Origin of the sequence: Proteus sp. PR00224 (assembly GCF_016238105.1) — a bacterium.
Lineage (GTDB): Bacteria > Pseudomonadota > Gammaproteobacteria > Enterobacterales > Enterobacteriaceae > Proteus.
On the sequence record NZ_JAEHQU010000005.1, the window covers coordinates 102649 to 122044 of the forward strand.

Genomic DNA, 19396 nt, shown 5'->3' on the forward strand with positions numbered 1-19396 from the left:
ACCCGCATTACCACTAAAATAGTTGATCTCTTCTGCTTTAAGCACTTCTTGCTGACCATCAACAGTAAAGATTAATGCTTCATCTTTAGGTGCAAACAGCATTTGTTCAATCACATCGCCTTGCTCTTTTCCTAAAGCAACAAGACGCGTACCACGCCCTTTTTTATTCATTTCATTCAGTTGTTCTGCTGAAATGGCTAAAATACGTGTTTTGTCAGTGATGATAATAAACCAGTGTTGCTCATTTTTCTTTTGAGGATCAACTAAGAGCGGTGCTAATAATTCAGTCTCTTCAGAAACAGTGAGTAGCCCTTTACCTGTCTTATTCTTCGTTTCCATCTCATCGTAAGAGAGAACCGAACCATAACCTTCTTTTGTTGCCAATAAATATTCTTGTCCAGCACTTCCCGCTAACATGTATTTCACGCTGGCTTCAGGTGGGAAAGTTAACTTACCGGTTAGTGGTTCGCCTTGGCTACGTCCTGAAGGCATATCATTTGGACTTAAGGTATAGCTTCGACCTGTGGAATCAAGGAACAGAACAGGCTGATTACTCATGCCTCGTACTGCACTGTGATAACTATCCCCTGCGCGATAACTCATGCCACTAGGATCAATATCATGCCCTTTTGCATTACGTACCCAGCCCATTTCAGACAACACAATAGTCACAGGCTCTGATGGCAACATATCTTGTTCATTCACCACTTTCGCCTCTTCTTGAGGGCGAATAGGTGAGCGTCGATCATCACCAAATTCTTTCGCGTCGGCTTCAATCTCTTTTTTCAGTAAAGTATTTAAACGGCGTGGTGAACTTAACAATTTCTCAATGCTGTCGCGTTCTTTTTCAAGCTCATCACTTTCGCCTTTTAGTTTCATCTCTTCAAGTTTGGCTAAATGACGCAAACGTAGTTCTAAAATAGCTTCAGCTTGAATATCAGATAACTCAAAGCGACGCATTAATTCTGCTTTGGGTTCATCTTCATGACGAATAATTTCAATCACTTCATCAATATTGAGATAAGCAATTAATAAACCTTTGAGGATTTCTAAGCGGCGTAAAACTTTCTCTAAACGATGATTTAAGCGGTTTGTCACTGTTTGGCGACGATAAACTAACCATTCGTTTAAAATAGTTAGTAGTCCTTTTACTGCTGGACGGTTATCTAACCCAATCATATTCAGGTTAACGCGATAACTTTTCTCCAAGTCAGTATTCACAAACAAGTAGTACATGACTTGTTCTAAATCAACACGATTACTACGAGGAACAATAACAAGTCTAGTAGGATTTTCATGATCAGATTCATCACGTAAATCTTCAACTAAAGGCAGTTTTTTGGCACGCATCAATGCTGCGATTTGCTCAAGTACTTTGGCGCCAGAAACTTGATGAGGCAATGCAGTGATCACTGCACATCCCTCTTCTTTTTGCCAAACAGCACGCATTCTGACAGAACCACGCCCTGTTTTATAAATCTTCTTGATATCGTCTTGAGCCGTAATAATTTCAGCTTCAGTCGGATAATCAGGGCCTTGAACATATTGCATTACGTCAGATAATCCTGCATCAGGATTATCTAAAAGCATCACTAAAGCTTGCCCTATTTCACGCGCATTGTGAGGTGGAATATCCGTTGCCATCCCAACAGCAATACCCGTTGTGCCATTAAGCACGATATTAGGTAAGCGTGCAGGCAACATTTTCGGCTCTTGCATCGTGCCGTCAAAGTTAGGGATCCAATCTACCGTACCATGTCCTAACTCACTCAATAATGTTTGTGAATATTTAGAAAGACGTGATTCGGTATAACGCATCGCGGCGAAAGATTTTGGATCATCCGGCGCACCCCAGTTACCTTGTCCATCAATTAACGGATAACGGTAAGAGAACGGCTGAGCCATAAGTACCATTGCTTCATAACATGCACTATCACCATGCGGGTGATATTTACCTAGCACGTCACCCACAGTACGGGCTGATTTTTTAAATTTAGCGTTATTACTTAAGCCAAGCTCTGACATCGCATAAACGATGCGACGTTGTACGGGTTTTAGCCCATCTCCAATAAAAGGTAATGCACGATCCATAATGACGTACATGGAGTAGTTGAGATAGGCATTTTCTGTAAATAAGTGGAGCGGTTGGCGCTCTACACCATCATGAGTCAATTCACTCATTCAATTTTTCCTCAGACTCTTGTGGTATCCATTACACTTCGATGTCAACTTCATCGCCTTTCTCTTGTAACCAATTTCGGCGATCTTCAGAGCGTTTCTTCGCTAACAACATATCCATCATGCCTAGGGTTTCTTGATAATTTTCATCATCAATCACCAATTGCACTAAACGACGCGTATTAGGATCAAGCGTTGTTTCACGCAGTTGAAGTGGGTTCATTTCACCCAACCCTTTAAAGCGCTGTACGTTAGGCTTTCCTTTTTTACGGCTTAAACGTTGTAAAATGGCATTTTTTTCTGATTCATCAAGGGCATAATGAACTTCTTTACCTAAGTCGATGCGGTAAAGTGGTGGCATTGCCATATAAACGTGCCCTTCCTTAACAAGAGCAGGGAAGTGGCGCACAAATAAAGCACACAATAAGGTTGCGATATGTAAACCATCCGAGTCCGCATCCGCAAGAATACACACTTTACCGTAACGCAGTTGGCTTAAATCATCACTATCAGGGTCCATACCAATTGCTACCGAAATATCATGGACTTCTTGTGACGCAAGTACTTCATCTGAAGAGACTTCCCATGTATTTAAGATTTTACCGCGCAGAGGCATAATCGCTTGATATTCACGATCTCGAGCTTGTTTAGCAGAGCCTCCAGCAGAGTCCCCTTCAACTAAAAACAGTTCGGTGTAACGTAAATCTTGAGAAGTACAATCAGCCAATTTACCCGGCAATGCTGGCCCTGAAGTGAGTTTCTTTCTCACCACTTTTTTAGCAGCTCGCATACGACGTTGAGCGCTGCTAATTGCCATTTCAGCAAGTAACTCACCGACTTGAACATTCTGATTTAGCCATAAGCTAAAAGCATTTTTTACAGCATTTGCAACAAACGCACTGGTTTGTCTTGAAGAGAGTCGCTCTTTGGTTTGCCCTGCAAATTGAGGATCTTGCATTTTCACTGATAATACATAAGCACAACGATCCCATGTATCATCGGCAGTTAATTTAAGACCTCTCGGTAGTAAATTACGGAATTCACAAAATTCACGCATTGCATCTAACACACCTTGGCGTAAACCATTTACGTGTGTACCACCTTGAACTGTCGGAATTAAGTTAACATAGCTTTCAGTGAGTAGATCGCCACCTTCAGGCAGCCATAACATAGACCATTCAACAGCTTCATTATCACCTTCAAATTTGCCTGTAAAAGGCTCTTCAGGAAGGCGAACAAACTCAGCAACAGCTTCACTTAAATAATCGGTTAAACCATCAGCGTAGCACCAATTTTCTTGGGTGTTGTTTACTTTATCGACAAAAGAAACATTAACGCCCGGACACAATACTGCTTTGGCTTTTAATACGTGAGATAAGCTTTTAGAAGAAAAACGAGGAACATCAAAATAAGAGCCATCAGGCCAAAAATGCACACTCGTTCCTGTGTCCCGTTTTGCACAGGTGCCAATCTCATGTAACTCTTCAACTTTATCGCCATTTTCAAAAGCAATTTGGTAAATTTTACCATCACGACGAACAGTTACTTCAATACGCTTTGAGAGGGCGTTAACAACCGAGATCCCCACACCATGTAACCCGCCAGAAAATTGATAATTTTTATTAGAGAATTTTCCTCCGGCGTGGAGGTGAGCAAGGATTAGCTCGATAGCAGAAACGTTAAGTTCAGGGTGAATATCGACAGGCATTCCTCGCCCATTATCGATAACTTCGATAGATTGGTCTGCATATAAAATGACATCGACCTTCGATGCGTGTCCCGCAAGCGCCTCGTCCACGCTATTATCTATCACTTCCTGTGCCAAATGGTTCGGTCTTGTTGTATCTGTATACATCCCCGGACGACGACGTACAGGCTCTAGACCATTAAGAACCTCAATATCCTTTGCGTTATAACTTGATTGAGTCATTGTTTTAATCTGCGGTTCGCTGTTAGAAAAATACTGTTTATAATAACAGGTGTTGGCGGCAATATGATATTAATTTTCGGCTAGATACATCAACCTACGTTTTACAGGTTAATCGACCGAAAGGCTAAATTATCTTTAAAAATTGAATAATTTTCGGAAAAAAACGTTCAAAACCCACAAAAGCATGGTTTCCATCCGATTCTATGGTTTGCCTACACGCGCCAAGATATGAGACAGCTTGACGATAATCAAGTATTTCATCTCCAGTTTGTTGAAGCAACCAAATAAGTTCTGGTGAGGTAATTGCAGGAATACGCAAAGCAAGCAACTCATCCATATGATGAGGTTCTAGCTTATATTTTTGATGTGTATAAGGATTTTCGTTCTCACCCAAGAAATCTTGCAAAAGATCGAAAGGACGTATCGCAGGATTAACAACAACAGCGGGTAAATTAAAACGTTGAGATAGCCAAATAGATAAATAGCCACCTAATGATGAGCCAATTAATCCAAGCTTGTCATCTGTACTCTCTTTAACTAACGTTTCAATTAGCTGAGCGGCTTCTTGAGGATAAGGTGGCAGTTGAGGTACTAACAATTCAATTTCAGGATGTGTTCCTTCAAGCCATTGACGAAAAGCCTGTGCCTTTGCTGATTGAGGTGAGCTATTAAAGCCATGCAAGTAAAGAATACGAGGCATAACTTAATAGCCATCCGCATCAAGATCAGGACAAAATTCAGTGCCCGCTAAACGGTAAACTTGTGTTTCAATTTTGCCCTTCTCATCAGATGAAAGTGACATTTCCAAATAGCGCCAGCCTGGAGAAACAGTATCTAATGTAAAATTCGTACAATGAGGGCGAAACTGAATGCATGTAGAAGGCGTTGCCAACAAACGAATTCCATTCCACATTTCATCCATTTCTTGGTGAATATGGCCACAAAGCATCATTTTGACTTGAGAGTGATTTCTTAAACGTTCTGCCAATTCTTGAGAATTTCTTAAACTGTGTTGATCTAACCATGTACACCCTGAAGGCATAGGATGATGATGCAACAAGATAATCGTATCTCTGTGCTTTTGACTTTCGAGACAGCGTGTTAGCCAATCTAACTGACAATCTGATAACTCACCATGAGGAACGCCTTGAATTTGGCTATCTAATAACAGCATTTGCCAATTATCACCAATCAACACTTGTTTAGCTGACAAAATTCCTGCCTGATTTAAAGCATCAATCATTGCAGGTTGATAGTCATGATTACCCGGCAACCAAACACAAGGAGGTGTCAGCGTTGCAATGCCATCAGCAAAATGCTGATAAGCTTCAAAGGTTTGATCTTGAACTAAATCACCTGTCGCAACAATCAAGTCAACATCAAGACCCTGCTCTCTAATCGTATTTAATACCGCATGGTAACTACGATAGGTATTTATACCCAGCAGAGTATCTTCCACATTAGCAAAGAGGTGGGTGTCTGTGATTTGTAATATTCTTACGGTGTTTTTGTGTTTCACCGATAATTCAAGCTGGCTTTCCAAAAGGTTTCCTTGTTTCACTCTCATTAGCCGTTATGTTAACGTATTTTCGTAGTAAAGATCTGCCAACCAATACACATTTCAAAAGATTAGTGAGAAATATTCTCGCTTTCAATCACGTTTTTTTCACTTCATTTTACAATTTAATTCATTTGATATCGTACACTTAGAGATAGTTACTCTACTTGATAATATTACTAAAAACATCCTTTAAAGATTGATTAATGTATTAAATTATCGACCAACGCTTTCTTAACGCAACATGATGAAGTTGTAGCCATTGAAGCGCGATAACGGATGCTGCGTTGTCAATAACCCCCTCTTCAACCCAAAGATAAGCTTGTTCTCTGCTAACAACATGAACACGAATATCTTCATTCTCACACGCTAATCCATGAATACCTTTTGCTGTTGTTGCATCAACTTCACCAACGTAAACATGCATTCTTTCGCTCGTACCGCCGGGGCTTGAAAGATAACTCACAATAGGTTCACATCGTCCAACAATAACACCCGCTTCTTCTTGGGCTTCACGTCTAACAACATCTTCTGGACTTTCTCCTGGTTCGACCATGCCCGCAACCACTTCAAGCAACCAAGGTGTATCACTGGTTTCATACGCAGGAATACGAATTTGCTCAATTAACACCACTTCATCACGTTTGGGATCGTAAGCAAGCAAAACACCTGCATTGCCTCGTTCAAAAACCTCTCGCTTAACTTCCTCACTCCATCCACCTTCAAAAAGGCGATGTTTAAAGCGATATTCGGTCATGCGGAAAAAGCCTTTGTATAAATCTCTTTGATTGAGCAATTTCACATCTTCACGACCGTATAAAAATGGTGTATTTTCCCTTTTCTTCATACAATGTTCCTTAAGTTACATTTAAGAGTCTTTTTATTGCTTACGTTTAATACAGATTTAAAGAAATTTGCCAACAATTCATGTAAAGTTAATCTAAAATAAAAGGATATGGCACAAATGGCTACCCCTAGTTAGGGAAACAATCTGCTAGAATTATCCCCAATCAAGATTAACAGAGGCAACTCAGCGAAACTGTTGCAACAAGGAATTAAAATGAAAAAACTGCTCTCTCTTTTGGTCACGATGAGTTTGGCAGGATTCAGCACTGCAAGTCAGGCTGAGGATCTGCTTCAAGTTTATCAAAAAGCAAAGGACAGTAACCCTGAGTTACGCAAGTCATTAGCTGAACGAAATCAAGCTTTTGAAAAAATTAATGAAGCTCGTGGCTCATTATTACCACAATTAGGATTAGGCGCATCCGCAGATTATAAAAGTGGCTACCGTGATAATAGCAACACCGAATCCAACGCTATTGGTGCAAGTTTAACGCTGACTCAAAGTGTGTTTAACATGGCGTTATGGCGCCAATTAAACATTCAAGAAAAAACAGCGGGCATGAGCGATGTGACTTACCAAACAAGTCAGCAAAAACTGATTTTAGACACCGCGACCGCTTACTTTGATGTTTTGCGTGCTATCGATTCATTATCATTTATTGAAGCGCAAAAAGAGCAAGTTTACCGTCAGTTAGATCAAACAACTCAACGTTTTAACGTAGGTTTAGTGGCTATTACTGACGTACAAAATGCGCGTGCAAATTACGATAGCGTACTGGCACAAGAAGTGGCTGGCCGAAATCAATTAGATAATGCATTAGAAAAACTACGCCAAGTAAGTGGTATCTATTACATTAATCTAGCATCACTAAACATCAGCCGTTTTTCAACAACGTCACCAGACTCTATTGAGAAACTACTAAAAGATGCTGAAGAACGTAACTTAAGTTTATTAAGCGCACGTTTAGGTCAAGATTTAGCGCGCGAAAATATTCGTTTAGCACAATCAGGTCACTTACCAACAGTAGATTTAAATGCATCAACGGGTGTGTCCAATAGCCATAGCCACGGTAGCGCATTACCACCAGCAACAGCGGGTAATAGTCGCAATAGTTACAGTGGTCAAAATAGTATTGGTCTATCTGTTAGTATCCCTCTGTATACCGGCGGCAAAACAAGCTCACAAGTTGAACAAGCACAATATGGTTTTACGAGTGCAAGCGAACAATTAGAATCGGTTTATCGTTCTATTGTTCAAATCGCGCGTTCTTCTTATAACAATATTTCTGCATCAATCAGTAGCATTAAAGCGTATCAACAAGTTGTTGTTTCTGCGCAAAGTTCATTAGATGCAACTGAAGCGGGTTATCAAGTAGGTACTCGTACTATTGTTGATGTGTTGAATGCCACCACAACGCTTTATGATGCAAAACAGAAATTATCCAACGCACGTTATGACTATTTAATTAACCAATTAAATATTGAATATGCGCGTGGTACATTAAATGAAAATGACTTAATTCAGTTAAATAATGCACTAGGTGCAGAAGTTTCTACTTCACCAGATAGCATTATTCGCTCGTTAACAAGCCCTGCTCTTAACGTTGCGCCTTGATCGTGAATTAAGAATTTAGTCACTTATAAAAAACCGCTTTCAGCGATAAACTGATAAGCGGTTTTTTTTATACTTCCTCTCCGCATAAGATATTGTGTTATGGCTTAAATTAAGATCTCAGCAATATCTATATTCTTGTATTAACAAATACCTTAATTACAATTAGGTTAAAAAGAGAGGATTTACCTAATTTCATTACTCTTAACCTTATAAAGATCACAAATTTCTGGTTATCCCTGATGATTAGGCGTTTCTTATTTATTTTCTAGACTATTTAACCTATCCTAGCTTTTATTTTGAACGTTTTACCTTTTATGGATCTTATCAATATGCCAATGAAACGTACCAAATCGATTAATCGTGATGCTTTCCGTAAAGCATTTCGTCCTTATCGTCTGGCGCCTGTTGCAATCGCCATCACTGCTGTATTCGCGCTTTCAGGATGTGAAGAGAGCGATGAGACAGTTTCACTGTATATGAATGCACAAGAATGTGCTCAAGCGAATCCTTCACAAGCGGCACAGTGCGAAGACTCTTATCGCACTGCATTGCAAGAAGCACAGCGTACAGCACCGAAATATGCAACATTAGAAGACTGCGTAGCTGAATTTGGTGATGCACAATGTACACAAACAGCGTCTATCGATGGACAGCCTGTTAGTACCGAAAATGCAAATAATTTAAGCCCAGACAGCTCACAAATGGCCCAAGCTAACTCTGGTGGTAGCTTCTTTATGCCATTAATGGCGGGTTATATGATGGGTCGCCTAATGGGTGGTGGGGCGCCAGCACAACCTCTGTTTAGTTCACGTAATCCAACAAGCCCTGCGAATGGTAAATTTGTGGACGCAACAGGCCGTAACTATGGTCCTGCAGTTGGTGGTCGTCAAATGAACGTACCAAAAACAGCCATGACACCAAAACCATCAACAACCTCGACAGTAACTCGTGGTGGCTTTGGTAATACAGTTTCGAGACAAGCAGCGGCTCAACGTACCAGTGCAACAAATAATAACCGTAGCTCAACCGGTTCATCTTCTTATCGTTCAGGTGGTTAATTAAAACCATGAAACGCGAAAATATCATTGAGCGCCCAGATTGGCGTGAAAAAGCCACTGAATTTGGCTTTAATTTTCATACAATGTATGGCGAGCCTTATTGGTCTGAAGATGCTTATTATCAATTCTCAATGGAAGAGGTTGAAACGTTAGAAGAAACAACAGAAGAGTTGCATCAGATGTGCTTACAGGTCGCTGATAAAGTGGCTAATAGTGAAGAGTTGCTGACTCGTTTTCAAATTCCTCGTCACTGCTGGGATTTTGTACGTGATTCATGGAAATCATCTCAACCTTCGCTCTATTCACGTCTTGATTTAGCCTATGACGGCAAAAGCCCAGCAAAACTGTTAGAAAATAATGCAGATACGCCAACATCGCTGTATGAATCTGCTTTTTTCCAATGGATCTGGCTTGAAGATCAAGTCAACGCAGGTCGTTTACCGCAAAATGCCGATCAATTTAATAGCATTCAAGAGAAGTTAATTGATCGATTCGCAGAGCTTCGTGATCAATATGGAATGCGTTATCTGCATATGTCTTGTTGCCAAGATACTGAAGAAGATCGCGGTACGGTTCAATATTTACAAGATTGTGCTGAAGAAGCCGAAGTAACAACTGACTTTGTGTTTATTGAAGATCTAGGTCTAGGTGAACGTGGTGAGTTGACTGATCTGCAAGATCAGATAATCAGCAATATGTTTAAGCTTTACCCTTGGGAATTTATGTTCCGCGAAGACTTCTCAACTAAGTTAGCTGATGCGGGAATTCGTTGGTTGGAGCCATCTTGGAAGAGTATTATCTCGAATAAAGCATTACTGCCAATGCTTTGGGAGATGTTCCCTAATCACCCAAATCTGCTACCTGCTTATTTTTATGATGGTAAAGCACCTGATTCATTATCACGTTATGTTATCAAGCCACTGTTTTCACGTGAAGGTGCAAATATTCGTATTGTTGAAAATGGCAAAGATATTGCTGTTGCAGATGGTCCTTACGGTGAAGAAGGCTTTATTGTTCAAGATTTCCATCCACTACCAAAATTTGGTGATAGCTATACATTAATTGGTAGTTGGTTGGTTAACGACCAATCCGCAGGTATTTGTATTAGAGAAGATAGAGAGCTTATCACTCAAGATCTCTCACGCTTCTATCCACATATTATTTTAGATTAATAGAAATCTTAAAATTATATTGAGCACCTTATTGCTTATAAGCAGTAAGGTGTTTTTTATTGCAAAAATCTTTCCATTTTGATGATTTCAATATATGACTATATTCCAGAAATAATCATATCCATAGCAGACACAATCGCTGTATGGATCTCAGGCTTAATACACACGATATCAGCTGTTCTTAACTTATTCTTTGCCACGACTGTTATAGATTTCGTCATAACAACATATTTCTGATTATCTATTTCAATAATGGGTGTCAATATTTCTACTTGAGAATTCTTATATGATAACTGGGTAATCGGTATAATAACCCGAGAATCAATATCACTTAGTAGCTCATTTTGAATATCAATAAAATAAGGGTACTGTTCTTTCGATTTAAGGGATTTATTACGATATACCGTATATTGAGACATTAAATAACCCCATATTCATCATCATCAGTAAACAACCCCATTTCCTGTTCAAATTCATTAAGCGCTTGAATGCCGTTTTTGTTTTCAGCTTTCCACTGTTCCCGCTTTTTTTCACGAATTGCATCAGATAACATTTGATCGAGTGTTGCTGATAAATTAATTCCAAGCTCTCGTGCTTCGTCCACCAATTTTGCAGTTAGATACACATTAACTCCTCGTTTATCTTTTTTACTCATTACCAATGTTTTCATTATAAACTCCATTTATGCGCATCATTTATGTGCATAAGTGTAGAGCAGATAATTATCAACATCAAACTAGAGATATTCAAAAAAACATAATTGACTTATTTAATAGAATATAAAAAGCATTCATTGAATAGTAATGAAGCTTATCAGATATTTATCCAAATAAAAATAAAATCAATATAAACAAAAGGTTAAAATTATTTGTTATATCTATATAGAAAATTGGAAAGGTCAATAACGAGGGAAATATAATGAGTCGATACATTATATTTAATATAAAAAAGGTCAAATTCCACAAAAGTGCATTTGACCTTTAGATATTATAAATTAGTTTTTATTGAACAATCTTATCCAATTTGAAATGTCATCATACTGAGCGATTTATTAACGATATCATTATTTAGCAACGTTACTTTTTCACCTTCCTGTTTTAAACCTAATAGGTATAACGCGGGTAAAAAATGCTCTGCTGTTGGATGTGACAATCGTCCTTCTTCCGTTGATAAAATCGTAAAGAGGTCAGTTGGCTCTTTGTCACTTTGCAAGCTACTTTCTATTGCTTCACTAAACGAAAGTGCCCAAGGATAAGGCGCTGCATCACTGTTTTGCCAATCCATCATTCTTAAGTTATGAACAATATTACCGCTACCAATAATTAAGACACCTTCTTTACGTAGCTCAACTAATTTTTGACCTAATTCATAATGCCATTGTGCCGATTGACGTGCATCAATACTTAATTGAACAACTGGGATATTGGCATTCGGGTACATTTTTTCAAGTATTCCCCAACTTCCATGATCGAATCCCCATTGATCCATATCGAGTTTTAATTTAATCGGATCAATAAGATCTTCAATCAGCGCTGCTAAACCTATTGAGCCTCGCGCTGGGTATTCTATTGCATACAATTCTGGTGGAAATCCATAAAAATCATGAATTGTCTTTGGTTGCGACATTGCTGTTACATAAGTTCCATCGGTATACCAATGGGCTGAAATCACTAAAATCGCTTTAGGTTGAGGAAGCGTTTCCCCTAATTTTGACCAGAGGCGAGTATATGTATTATCTTCTAATACATTCATTGGACTACCATGCCCAATAAACAGCGCTGGCATCATTTTTGTTTCCATAAACCACCTCTTATGGCGAGTGTTCTTATCACATAAGCATACTGCCTTCTTACTTGAAATATAGTCAAAGAAGTATGAAATAGTTATTCAAAAAATATGAAAAAAGCCACCTAAGTTTCCTTAAGTGGCTTGATATAAGTGTGTGTGTGTTTTCAGTGTCGTTTATAACATGTTAATTTCAGCCAGCTTTTTTCTCCTCACGAAGACGATAAGCCACTAAATCTTCAATAGTTAACACTGGCATATTGTGCTTTTTAGCAAAAGTGATCACTTCTGGTGCTCTTGCCATTGTGCCATCATCGTTTGTTAACTCGCATAACACTGCAACAGGTTTAAAACCGGCTAAAGTTGCTAAATCAATCGAAGCTTCAGTGTGTCCGCCACGCGTTAACACACCGCCAGGTTGAGCACGTAATGGGAATACGTGACCTGGACGATTTAAATCACTTGGTTTTGCATTATCAGCTGCCGCTGCACGTACTGTGGTTAAACGATCTGATGCTGAAACACCCGTTGTAACCCCTTGTGCCGCTTCAATTGTTACCGTAAACGCGGTATGAAAATGACTGGTGTTATTTTCCACCATCATAGGCAAATCAAGTTGTTGACGGCGTTCTTCTGTAATGCATAAACAAACAATGCCACTACCATGACGAATAGACATCGCCATCTGTTCTGTGGTCATAGTTTCTGCTGCGAAAACCATATCGCCTTCATTTTCACGGTTCTCGTCGTCGAGCACCATCACGCCTTTACCAGCACGAAGGGCTTCTAGAGCAAGTTCAACACGCTCAAATGGATTACCGAATTCGGAAAGTAGCGTCTGATTCATGGTAAAAAAACCTCAATAATTAATGAAAGTTACCAGAATCAGGGCAGTCTTAGGAGTGGATCTCTGCTTAATAAACACACAAGCAGAAACAACAGGAATGGATACAATGATCCTACTGATGCTATTTTATTCTCTCCCATCCAGACTTTAACTGTCGGCTCCAGAATCACACTGGATCTGCTGACCTTTGCATTACAATGGCAACACAAAGCGCTCGCGGGCTTTACCTAAATTTTAGGTATCTACCGCCGGTGGGGACTTACACCCCGCCCTGAGATTAACGGTGAAACTATACGCTTTAAAATTATAAGAGGCAATCATCAATCGGTGACAATCTTTGTTTCATCACATTATCATTTTATGACATACGGTTATTTAACGATTTATAATAAAAAAGTAACAATAATCTTGATATCTGGTTTAATTCCCTCTGCCCTCATATTACACTTAGCCTCAGCTTTCTATTTTATTTGTGAGGACTCCCCATGTTGGACCCGAAAAAACTTGAACAAGTCGCGCGCCAAATCCAAAACGTTCTGCCACAAGGCATTAAAGATTTTGGTGATGATATTGATAAAAAAATCCGCACTGTTCTGCAATCTCAATTAAACAAATTGGATTTAGTCAATCGCGAAGAGTTTGATGTACAAACTCAAGTCTTATTACGTACTCGTGAAAAACTTAATCGTTTAGAACAACGTTTAAATGAGCTAGAAGCGGGTCTGCTTGCAAAACCTCAAGCTGAAGTTGCTCAAATTGAAGAAGTTGAAATTGTGGTAGAGGCGCAAGCTGACAATAAAGCTTAATTCGTTCACTTTATTGCTGATTTTGATTTAGTAATAAAGCAAAACCCTGTATCTCACAAAGACGCAGGGTTATTTTTTATACACAACAAGTCAATTGATCACTATTTTAACTCTGGCCAATAGTCTTTATTAACTTCAATTAAATCATCTAAAATTGCTTTTGCGACAGTCGCACTTGGCACCGTTTTGGACATTGTAATAGCCTGCCACAGTTTCAAATATGATTTTTCAATCCATGCTTCTACCACTAATTTTTCAACTGCAACTTGCTGACTCATCATCCCTTTTTGGAATAATGGAATTTTGCCCATCACTAACGGCTCTGGCCCGTGACTTCCGACAATGCAAGGGATCTCAACCATTGCATCAGGATCAAAATTAATAATTGATCCATTATTAGGAACGATCAGTAACATTCTTTCTTGAGTATTAAATGCGATCGCCGTTGCGAGATCGACAATATAAGAGGCATGTTCATCTATCTCAAGATGACCCGCTGATGATTTACCCGCTGCCGTAATGGCACGACAAGCACTGAAAACATTCTTTTCTCTGTGCTCCATCACTTCATTCGCACGCGTATGGTTAGGATCAGAATGCTCAACAACATAATCAGGGAATAGATAATATTTAAGATAAGTATTTGGCATCGTATCAGGATCTAATGCCCACACATCTTTTGCTTTACCGAATGTATCATTCCAGCTTGCTTCAACAGGCTCCCCTGCCACTTTTGGAATATATCCATGTTCAGCAACATGCTTACGGATAATGGGTAATAAATCATTACCTTGCAAATCTTCAATTTGTGTCCACCAGCCAAAGTGATTTAAACCATAATAACGGACACGCATCTCTTTACGTGACTTTAATCCTGCAATTTGTGCCATGCGTGATTCAATACCAATTGGCATATCGCAGATATTTAAGATTTTTGCATTTGGTTTTAAACGACGGGTAGCTTCAGCGACAATAGCTGCTGGATTAGAATAATTTAGCATCCATGCATTTGGTGAATATTTTTCCATATATTCAACCAATTCTAACACGCCGCCAATAGAGCGCATGCCGTAAGCAATACCACCAGGCCCACACGTTTCTTGCCCTAACACACCGTGACGTAAAGGAATTTTTTCATCTTTTTCACGCATTGGGTATTTACCGACACGAATATGTGCCATAACAAAATCAACATCAGTAAAAGCTGTTTTAGGATCAGTGGTATAGCAAAATTCAATATCAGGTGCTTTTTCAGTAAGAATAATTTCACACGCTTTAGCAATAGTTTCTTGCCGCTCGGCATCATTGTCATAAAATTTGATGGCTCTTAATGGAAAACGCTTTAAATTTTCCAATAGCATCAAAATAATACCGGGTGTAAATGTACTACCGCCACCTGCAATTACGACTGAGAACTTCTTCATTATATAGCCTCCGACAAGGTGATTTTTTGTGTATCTTCTTTCATTAATTGTTCAATTTGGTCTCTCACTTGAGAAACGTGTAGCCCGATAATAATTTGTAATGCATGACCTTTGCGCACCACACCATGTACACCGAGCCCTTTAAAATAGGCATCTGTTTCAACTAGTTCGCTATCTATCACTTCAATACGTAAACGTGTTGCACAGTTATTTAAAGATTTGATATTTGCACTTCCACCTAAGCCATCGAGAATGCCTTTAGGTAGTGCAAGTTTGCGGTCTTCTTTTGCCGATTTGGGATTATCTGAAGCCTGTGACTTTTTATTTTTATAATCTTGTTTGCTATAAAGTTTGATCTCTTCGTCGTCTTCTTCACGACCAGGTGTTTTTAAATTAAGTTTGATAATTAACGTTCTAAACACCACAAACCAAATCATTGTAAAAATAAGGCCGATGACTATCTGTGTAATAATCATTCCGTAATGGTTATGAAACATTGGGATCCAATTCATCGGAAGGAAATTATCAATGATCCCACCGCCCATATTCCCAACAACCCCAAAGTGATAGAGGGTTGTGGCTAGTGTGGCAGCCAATACTGCATGAATGGCAAATAAGAGAGGTGAGATAAATAAGAACGTAAATTCTAATGGTTCTGTTATTCCCACAAATACAGCGGTCAATGCAGAAGGTATAAGTAAGCCAGCAATTTTAGCTCTATTTTTAGGTGCAGCCGTAAAATAAAGAGCAAGCGCTATACCAATAGAACCAAAAACTTTGCTATTGCCATGTAGCGCAAAACCACCTTCAGGAAATAACTCTTTTAAAGATTGGGTACTTTGACTGAAATATTGCATATTTTGAGCCCAATCAACTTGAATACCATGTTCAGTGACTGCTGGGCCGAAAATAAAAGGTCCGTAAATAAAGTGATGTAAACCAGTAGGAATTAAAATACGCTCAAGAAAGGTATATATCCAAACACCCAAAGAACCCGATTCAACCATAAATACTTGCAAAGATTGAATACCAATTTGCACTTTAGGCCAGAAAAATAACGTTATCCACGCTAACGGTAACATCATAAAAAAACTAATTAATACGACATAAGATGTTCCTTGAAATATCCCCAAAAATACCGGAAGTTGTTTATCGAAATAACGATTATGAATACCCGTGACAATACCAGCGATAATAATTGCACCAATAATACTGGTATCTAATGTTTTAATACCAGCAATCATTGTAAGACCACTATTTCCACCGACTTCATTTGTAAAGTCCACGCCAAAATAACTGCCCCAAACAATTCCCATTGCATTAATAAAATAATTCCAAGTGAGAAAACTCACCATAACGGCAAGGCAAGCTCTTGCTTGTGCAGTTTTAGCTAAACCTATTGGTAAACCAATTGCAAAAATAAGAGGCATATTACGAAAAACAGTCCACCCTCCTTCTTCAATAATATGAACAATTTGAGCGAATAAACTATCGGGTTTTAATAAATCTTCACTAATAAATAATGGATTCTGTAATAGAATTGCAATGCCTACAACAATACCTGCAAAAGGAAATAGCAGGACAGGGGTAAACATGGCTCCACCAAATCTTTGTATTTGACTGAGCATAAAAATATCCTCTTATTTACTGCTACTGAAATGACACGCTTTTTAATTTATTTTTATTCTGTGAAATTAGATTAGATTCTTTTCTCTTTATTCTCTCATCTCAAATGAACTATTCGTGATCTGATTCATACTAATCTTTCACACTAAGTGATCTACTTTTTAGTTAAAAGACAGATCATTTTTTATTTTTTGATAACGTTCACATTTTAAAGGTATAAATGATTATGCTATATATCAAAAGATTAGATTCATATAAATTAAATAGAATAAGCTAATTTTTATAATAAAAAGAGGTATAAAAATGATCTATAAAGACATTGCAAAAAGCCTAAGAATTCAAATAAATTCTGCTGGATATCAAATTGGCGACCCACTACCCGCAGAAAAAACATTAGCGCAACAATACAACGCATCAAGAATGACAATACGTAAAGCAGTAGATTTATTAGTTATTGCAGGATTATTAGAACGAAAACATGGCTCAGGGACTTATATTAAAGAAAAAGATGTTCATCATGAAAATGCTAGCCTAAAAGGCTTTGTCGAATTAATGGCAAATACAGGGCACAACGTAAGAAGCGAAGTGATAGAGTTTAGTGTTATTCCCTGCCCTTTATCTATTTCTAGCAAATTACGTATTAATTCAAATGAACGTATATTTTATTCAAGACGAATACGTTTTGTAGACAACAAACCGCTTATTGTTGAAGACAGTTATATGCCCGTAAAATATTTTAGTAATTTAACATTAACGCACTTAGAAGGATCTAAATTTGATTTTATTGAAAATGTTTGCCAAATAAAAATAGCGGGAAGTTACGAAACTTTCCACCCTATCATGCCAGATAACAATATTTGTCAATTATTAAAAATAGAGAATAACATTCCCATATTAAGGCTCAGCACATTATCATACAGTATTCATGGTGATTATATTAATTACTCAATAATGCATAGAAACACCCAAGATTATATTGTTGAATATCATTTAAAACGAGAACAATAATCATTAATATAAAATAATATTGAAACTTTAATATTAATAATTAGATTTATTGTTATAAGAGCAAAAAAAAGCACTCCGGAGAGTGCCTTTCATTTTTATAAATGCCATTATTTCTTTTTAATCGCATTAATAATATTTGTTGTAGAAATGCCGTCTTCAAAATTCAGCACTTTTACTTCACCACCTGCTGCCCAAACTTCTTTGCTACCTGCGATATCTTCAGGCTTATAGTCGCCACCTTTAACTAAGATATCTGGTAATACAGAGGCAATTAAGCGCTGTGGTGTATCTTCTTCAAACGCAACAACCCAATCGACGGCACCTAATGCGCCCAACACAGTCATACGCTGTTCTAATGGGTTAACAGGACGACTTTCACCTTTTAAGCGCTTAGTAGACGCATCACTATTTACCGCAACAATAAGGCGATCACCTAATTTACGTGCATTCGCTAAATAGCTAACATGCCCTGCATGAAGAATATCAAAACAACCATTTGTCATCACAATACGCTCACCGCGCTGACGCGCTAATTCGACGGCTTGTTTTAATTGTTCTTCTTCCATCATGCCAAACCCGTTATCAGCTCGACCACGAATAGCATTTTCAAGCTCAATAGGTGATACCGTTGATGTCCCTAATTTACCCACAACAACGCCTGCCGCTGCGTTAGCAAGGAAACAGGCTTCACCTAAAGGTTTGCCAGCAGCTAAAGAGGTTGCTAATACGCCAATTACTGTATCACCTGCCCCTGTTACATCATAAACTTCTTGGGCTTGGGTTGGTAAATGCAATGGAGCTTCATTAGCACGCAGTAAGCTCATTCCTCGCTCTGAGCGAGTGATCAGCAACGCTTCAAGATCTAAATCTCGAACTAATTGAGTCCCTTTTTCCACCAGCTCATCATCAGTTTTACAAACACCAACCACTTGTTCAAATTCAGACATATTTGGCGTTAATAGCGTCGCACCGCGATAGCGTTCAAAATCTGATCCCTTAGGATCGATTAATACAGGTACACCCGCTTTTTTTGCCAGTTGGATCATCTCTTGAACATGAGAAAGTGCCCCTTTGGCATAGTCAGATAAAACCAATGCGCCAATAGAAGGTAATGCTTGCTGAATACGTTCATAAATAGGTTGAGGATCAACATTGCTAAATCCTTCTTCAAAATCAAGACGGATTAATTGCTGATTACGTGAAAGTACACGTAATTTTGTGATCGTTGGGTGTGTCGCAACAGAGACAAAATCACAACGCACATTGACCTGATTTAATGTATTGCTCAATGCTTTTGCGGCTTCATCGATACCTGTTAAACCCACTAAACGCGAATTAGCACCAAGAGACGCAATATTCATCGCAACGTTTGCTGCACCACCTGGTCGCTCTTCTGTGGTATCAACTTTAACCACTGGCACTGGGGCTTCTGGTGAAATTCGACTTGTTGGGCCATACCAATAGCGGTCTAACATGACGTCACCGACAACCAACACATTGGCTTTATTAAAATCCGGTAGCGTTACTTTCATCCCATACTCCACAT

General features: G+C 38.7%; 16 protein-coding genes, 1 pseudogene and 1 riboswitch. Of the genes and pseudogenes, 5 read left to right on the forward strand and 12 right to left on the reverse strand.

Annotated elements, in window-relative coordinates; all coding sequences use genetic code 11:
• From parC to nudF, 5 genes and pseudogenes are all read right to left on the reverse strand, one after another.
• Nucleotides 1-2181: pseudogene (gene parC / locus JEP71_RS10580) on the reverse strand (DNA topoisomerase IV subunit A); the annotation flags it as partial.
• Nucleotides 2182-2212: 31 nt separating this feature from the next.
• Nucleotides 2213-4108, reverse strand: a complete 1896-nt coding sequence (gene parE, locus JEP71_RS10585) for a DNA topoisomerase IV subunit B (RefSeq protein WP_198620763.1) — start codon at nt 4106-4108, stop codon at nt 2213-2215.
• Between the two features lie 124 nt (nt 4109-4232).
• Nucleotides 4233-4808, reverse strand: coding sequence for an esterase YqiA (gene yqiA / locus JEP71_RS10590; protein WP_198620762.1), 576 nt, complete (start codon nt 4806-4808; stop codon nt 4233-4235).
• Between the two features lie 3 nt (nt 4809-4811).
• Nucleotides 4812-5651 carry a 3',5'-cyclic-AMP phosphodiesterase gene (gene cpdA / locus JEP71_RS10595; RefSeq protein WP_109373068.1) on the reverse strand — a complete coding sequence of 280 codons (840 nt, stop codon included), beginning with the start codon at nt 5649-5651 and terminating at the stop codon, nt 4812-4814.
• A gap of 226 nt (nt 5652-5877) precedes the next feature.
• Entirely contained in the window at nt 5878-6513 is a 636-nt protein-coding gene (gene nudF, locus JEP71_RS10600; protein WP_198620761.1) for an ADP-ribose diphosphatase, read from the reverse strand.
• 213 nt (nt 6514-6726) lie between these two features.
• On the opposite strand from nudF, the gene tolC reads away from it, so the two are divergent.
• From tolC to JEP71_RS10615, 3 genes are all read left to right on the forward strand, one after another.
• On the forward strand, nt 6727-8124 hold the full coding sequence (gene tolC, locus JEP71_RS10605; RefSeq protein WP_109373066.1) for an outer membrane channel protein TolC: 1398 nt from the start codon (nt 6727-6729) through the stop codon (nt 8122-8124).
• A 329-nt stretch (nt 8125-8453) separates the two neighbouring features.
• A complete protein-coding gene (locus tag JEP71_RS10610) occupies nt 8454-9182 on the forward strand; it encodes a DUF1190 family protein (protein ID WP_072070058.1) in 729 nt (242 codons plus the stop codon).
• A gap of 8 nt (nt 9183-9190) precedes the next feature.
• Complete coding sequence (locus tag JEP71_RS10615; protein WP_109373065.1) at nt 9191-10354, forward strand: glutathionylspermidine synthase family protein; 1164 nt, start codon at nt 9191-9193, stop codon at nt 10352-10354.
• Between the two features lie 98 nt (nt 10355-10452).
• Here the strand turns inward: JEP71_RS10615 and JEP71_RS10620 are convergent, their stop codons facing one another.
• The 4 genes from JEP71_RS10620 to ribB form a co-directional block, all read right to left on the reverse strand.
• Complete coding sequence (locus tag JEP71_RS10620) at nt 10453-10773, reverse strand: CcdB family protein (protein WP_198626205.1); 321 nt, start codon at nt 10771-10773, stop codon at nt 10453-10455.
• Complete coding sequence (locus JEP71_RS10625; RefSeq protein WP_198626206.1) at nt 10773-11024, reverse strand: type II toxin-antitoxin system CcdA family antitoxin; 252 nt, start codon at nt 11022-11024, stop codon at nt 10773-10775. The genes JEP71_RS10620 and JEP71_RS10625 overlap by 1 nt, the downstream gene beginning before the upstream one ends.
• Before the next feature lie 344 nt (nt 11025-11368).
• Nucleotides 11369-12154, reverse strand: coding sequence for a 4,5-DOPA dioxygenase extradiol (ygiD, locus tag JEP71_RS10630; RefSeq protein WP_198620760.1), 786 nt, complete (start codon nt 12152-12154; stop codon nt 11369-11371).
• A gap of 178 nt (nt 12155-12332) precedes the next feature.
• Nucleotides 12333-12986 (reverse strand): 3,4-dihydroxy-2-butanone-4-phosphate synthase, encoded by a 654-nt coding sequence (ribB, locus tag JEP71_RS10635; protein WP_023582768.1) that lies wholly within the window; start codon nt 12984-12986, stop codon nt 12333-12335.
• Between the two features lie 124 nt (nt 12987-13110).
• Nucleotides 13111-13269, reverse strand: a riboswitch (FMN riboswitch).
• A 202-nt stretch (nt 13270-13471) separates the two neighbouring features.
• Between ribB and ubiK the strand changes: the two genes are divergently transcribed.
• A complete protein-coding gene (gene ubiK / locus JEP71_RS10640) occupies nt 13472-13792 on the forward strand; it encodes a ubiquinone biosynthesis accessory factor UbiK (RefSeq protein ID WP_160230658.1) in 321 nt (106 codons plus the stop codon).
• Between the two features lie 101 nt (nt 13793-13893).
• On the opposite strand, the gene JEP71_RS10645 is transcribed toward ubiK, so the two are convergent.
• Both JEP71_RS10645 and JEP71_RS10650 read right to left on the reverse strand, forming a co-directional pair.
• Nucleotides 13894-15216, reverse strand: a complete 1323-nt coding sequence (locus JEP71_RS10645) for a 6-phospho-alpha-glucosidase (protein ID WP_198626207.1) — start codon at nt 15214-15216, stop codon at nt 13894-13896.
• Complete coding sequence (locus JEP71_RS10650) at nt 15216-16844, reverse strand: alpha-glucoside-specific PTS transporter subunit IIBC (RefSeq protein ID WP_198620758.1); 1629 nt, start codon at nt 16842-16844, stop codon at nt 15216-15218. Before JEP71_RS10650 ends, JEP71_RS10645 begins: the two co-directional genes overlap by 1 nt.
• A 301-nt stretch (nt 16845-17145) precedes the next feature.
• Between JEP71_RS10650 and JEP71_RS10655 the strand changes: the two genes are divergently transcribed.
• Nucleotides 17146-17850 (forward strand): GntR family transcriptional regulator, encoded by a 705-nt coding sequence (locus JEP71_RS10655; RefSeq protein ID WP_198626208.1) that lies wholly within the window; start codon nt 17146-17148, stop codon nt 17848-17850.
• Nucleotides 17851-17957: 107 nt separating this feature from the next.
• Here the strand turns inward: JEP71_RS10655 and hldE are convergent, their stop codons facing one another.
• The gene (hldE, locus tag JEP71_RS10660; RefSeq protein WP_109373059.1) at nt 17958-19382 is read right to left on the reverse strand and encodes a bifunctional D-glycero-beta-D-manno-heptose-7-phosphate kinase/D-glycero-beta-D-manno-heptose 1-phosphate adenylyltransferase HldE; all 1425 of its coding nucleotides are present in this window, start codon (nt 19380-19382) and stop codon (nt 17958-17960) included.
• Nucleotides 19383-19396 lie beyond the last annotated feature (14 nt).

Excerpts from the sequence above, each read along its gene's own strand:
- JEP71_RS10655 (WP_198626208.1), top strand. The coding sequence starts at position 17,146 with ATGATCTATAAAGACATTGCAAAAAGCCTAAGAATTCAAATAAATTCT.
- hldE (WP_109373059.1), bottom strand. The coding sequence starts at position 19,382 with ATGAAAGTAACGCTACCGGATTTTAATAAAGCCAATGTGTTGGTTGTC.
- JEP71_RS10645 (WP_198626207.1), bottom strand. The coding sequence starts at position 15,216 with ATGAAGAAGTTCTCAGTCGTAATTGCAGGTGGCGGTAGTACATTTACA.
- yqiA (WP_198620762.1), bottom strand. The coding sequence starts at position 4,808 with ATGCCTCGTATTCTTTACTTGCATGGCTTTAATAGCTCACCTCAATCA.
- JEP71_RS10650 (WP_198620758.1), bottom strand. The coding sequence starts at position 16,844 with ATGCTCAGTCAAATACAAAGATTTGGTGGAGCCATGTTTACCCCTGTC.
- tolC (WP_109373066.1), top strand. The coding sequence starts at position 6,727 with ATGAAAAAACTGCTCTCTCTTTTGGTCACGATGAGTTTGGCAGGATTC.
- JEP71_RS10610 (WP_072070058.1), top strand. The coding sequence starts at position 8,454 with ATGCCAATGAAACGTACCAAATCGATTAATCGTGATGCTTTCCGTAAA.
- nudF (WP_198620761.1), bottom strand. The coding sequence starts at position 6,513 with ATGAAGAAAAGGGAAAATACACCATTTTTATACGGTCGTGAAGATGTG.
- JEP71_RS10620 (WP_198626205.1), bottom strand. The coding sequence starts at position 10,773 with ATGTCTCAATATACGGTATATCGTAATAAATCCCTTAAATCGAAAGAA.
- JEP71_RS10625 (WP_198626206.1), bottom strand. The coding sequence starts at position 11,024 with ATGAAAACATTGGTAATGAGTAAAAAAGATAAACGAGGAGTTAATGTG.
- JEP71_RS10615 (WP_109373065.1), top strand. The coding sequence starts at position 9,191 with ATGAAACGCGAAAATATCATTGAGCGCCCAGATTGGCGTGAAAAAGCC.
- ribB (WP_023582768.1), bottom strand. The coding sequence starts at position 12,986 with ATGAATCAGACGCTACTTTCCGAATTCGGTAATCCATTTGAGCGTGTT.
- ygiD (WP_198620760.1), bottom strand. The coding sequence starts at position 12,154 with ATGGAAACAAAAATGATGCCAGCGCTGTTTATTGGGCATGGTAGTCCA.
- ubiK (WP_160230658.1), top strand. The coding sequence starts at position 13,472 with ATGTTGGACCCGAAAAAACTTGAACAAGTCGCGCGCCAAATCCAAAAC.
- parE (WP_198620763.1), bottom strand. The coding sequence starts at position 4,108 with ATGACTCAATCAAGTTATAACGCAAAGGATATTGAGGTTCTTAATGGT.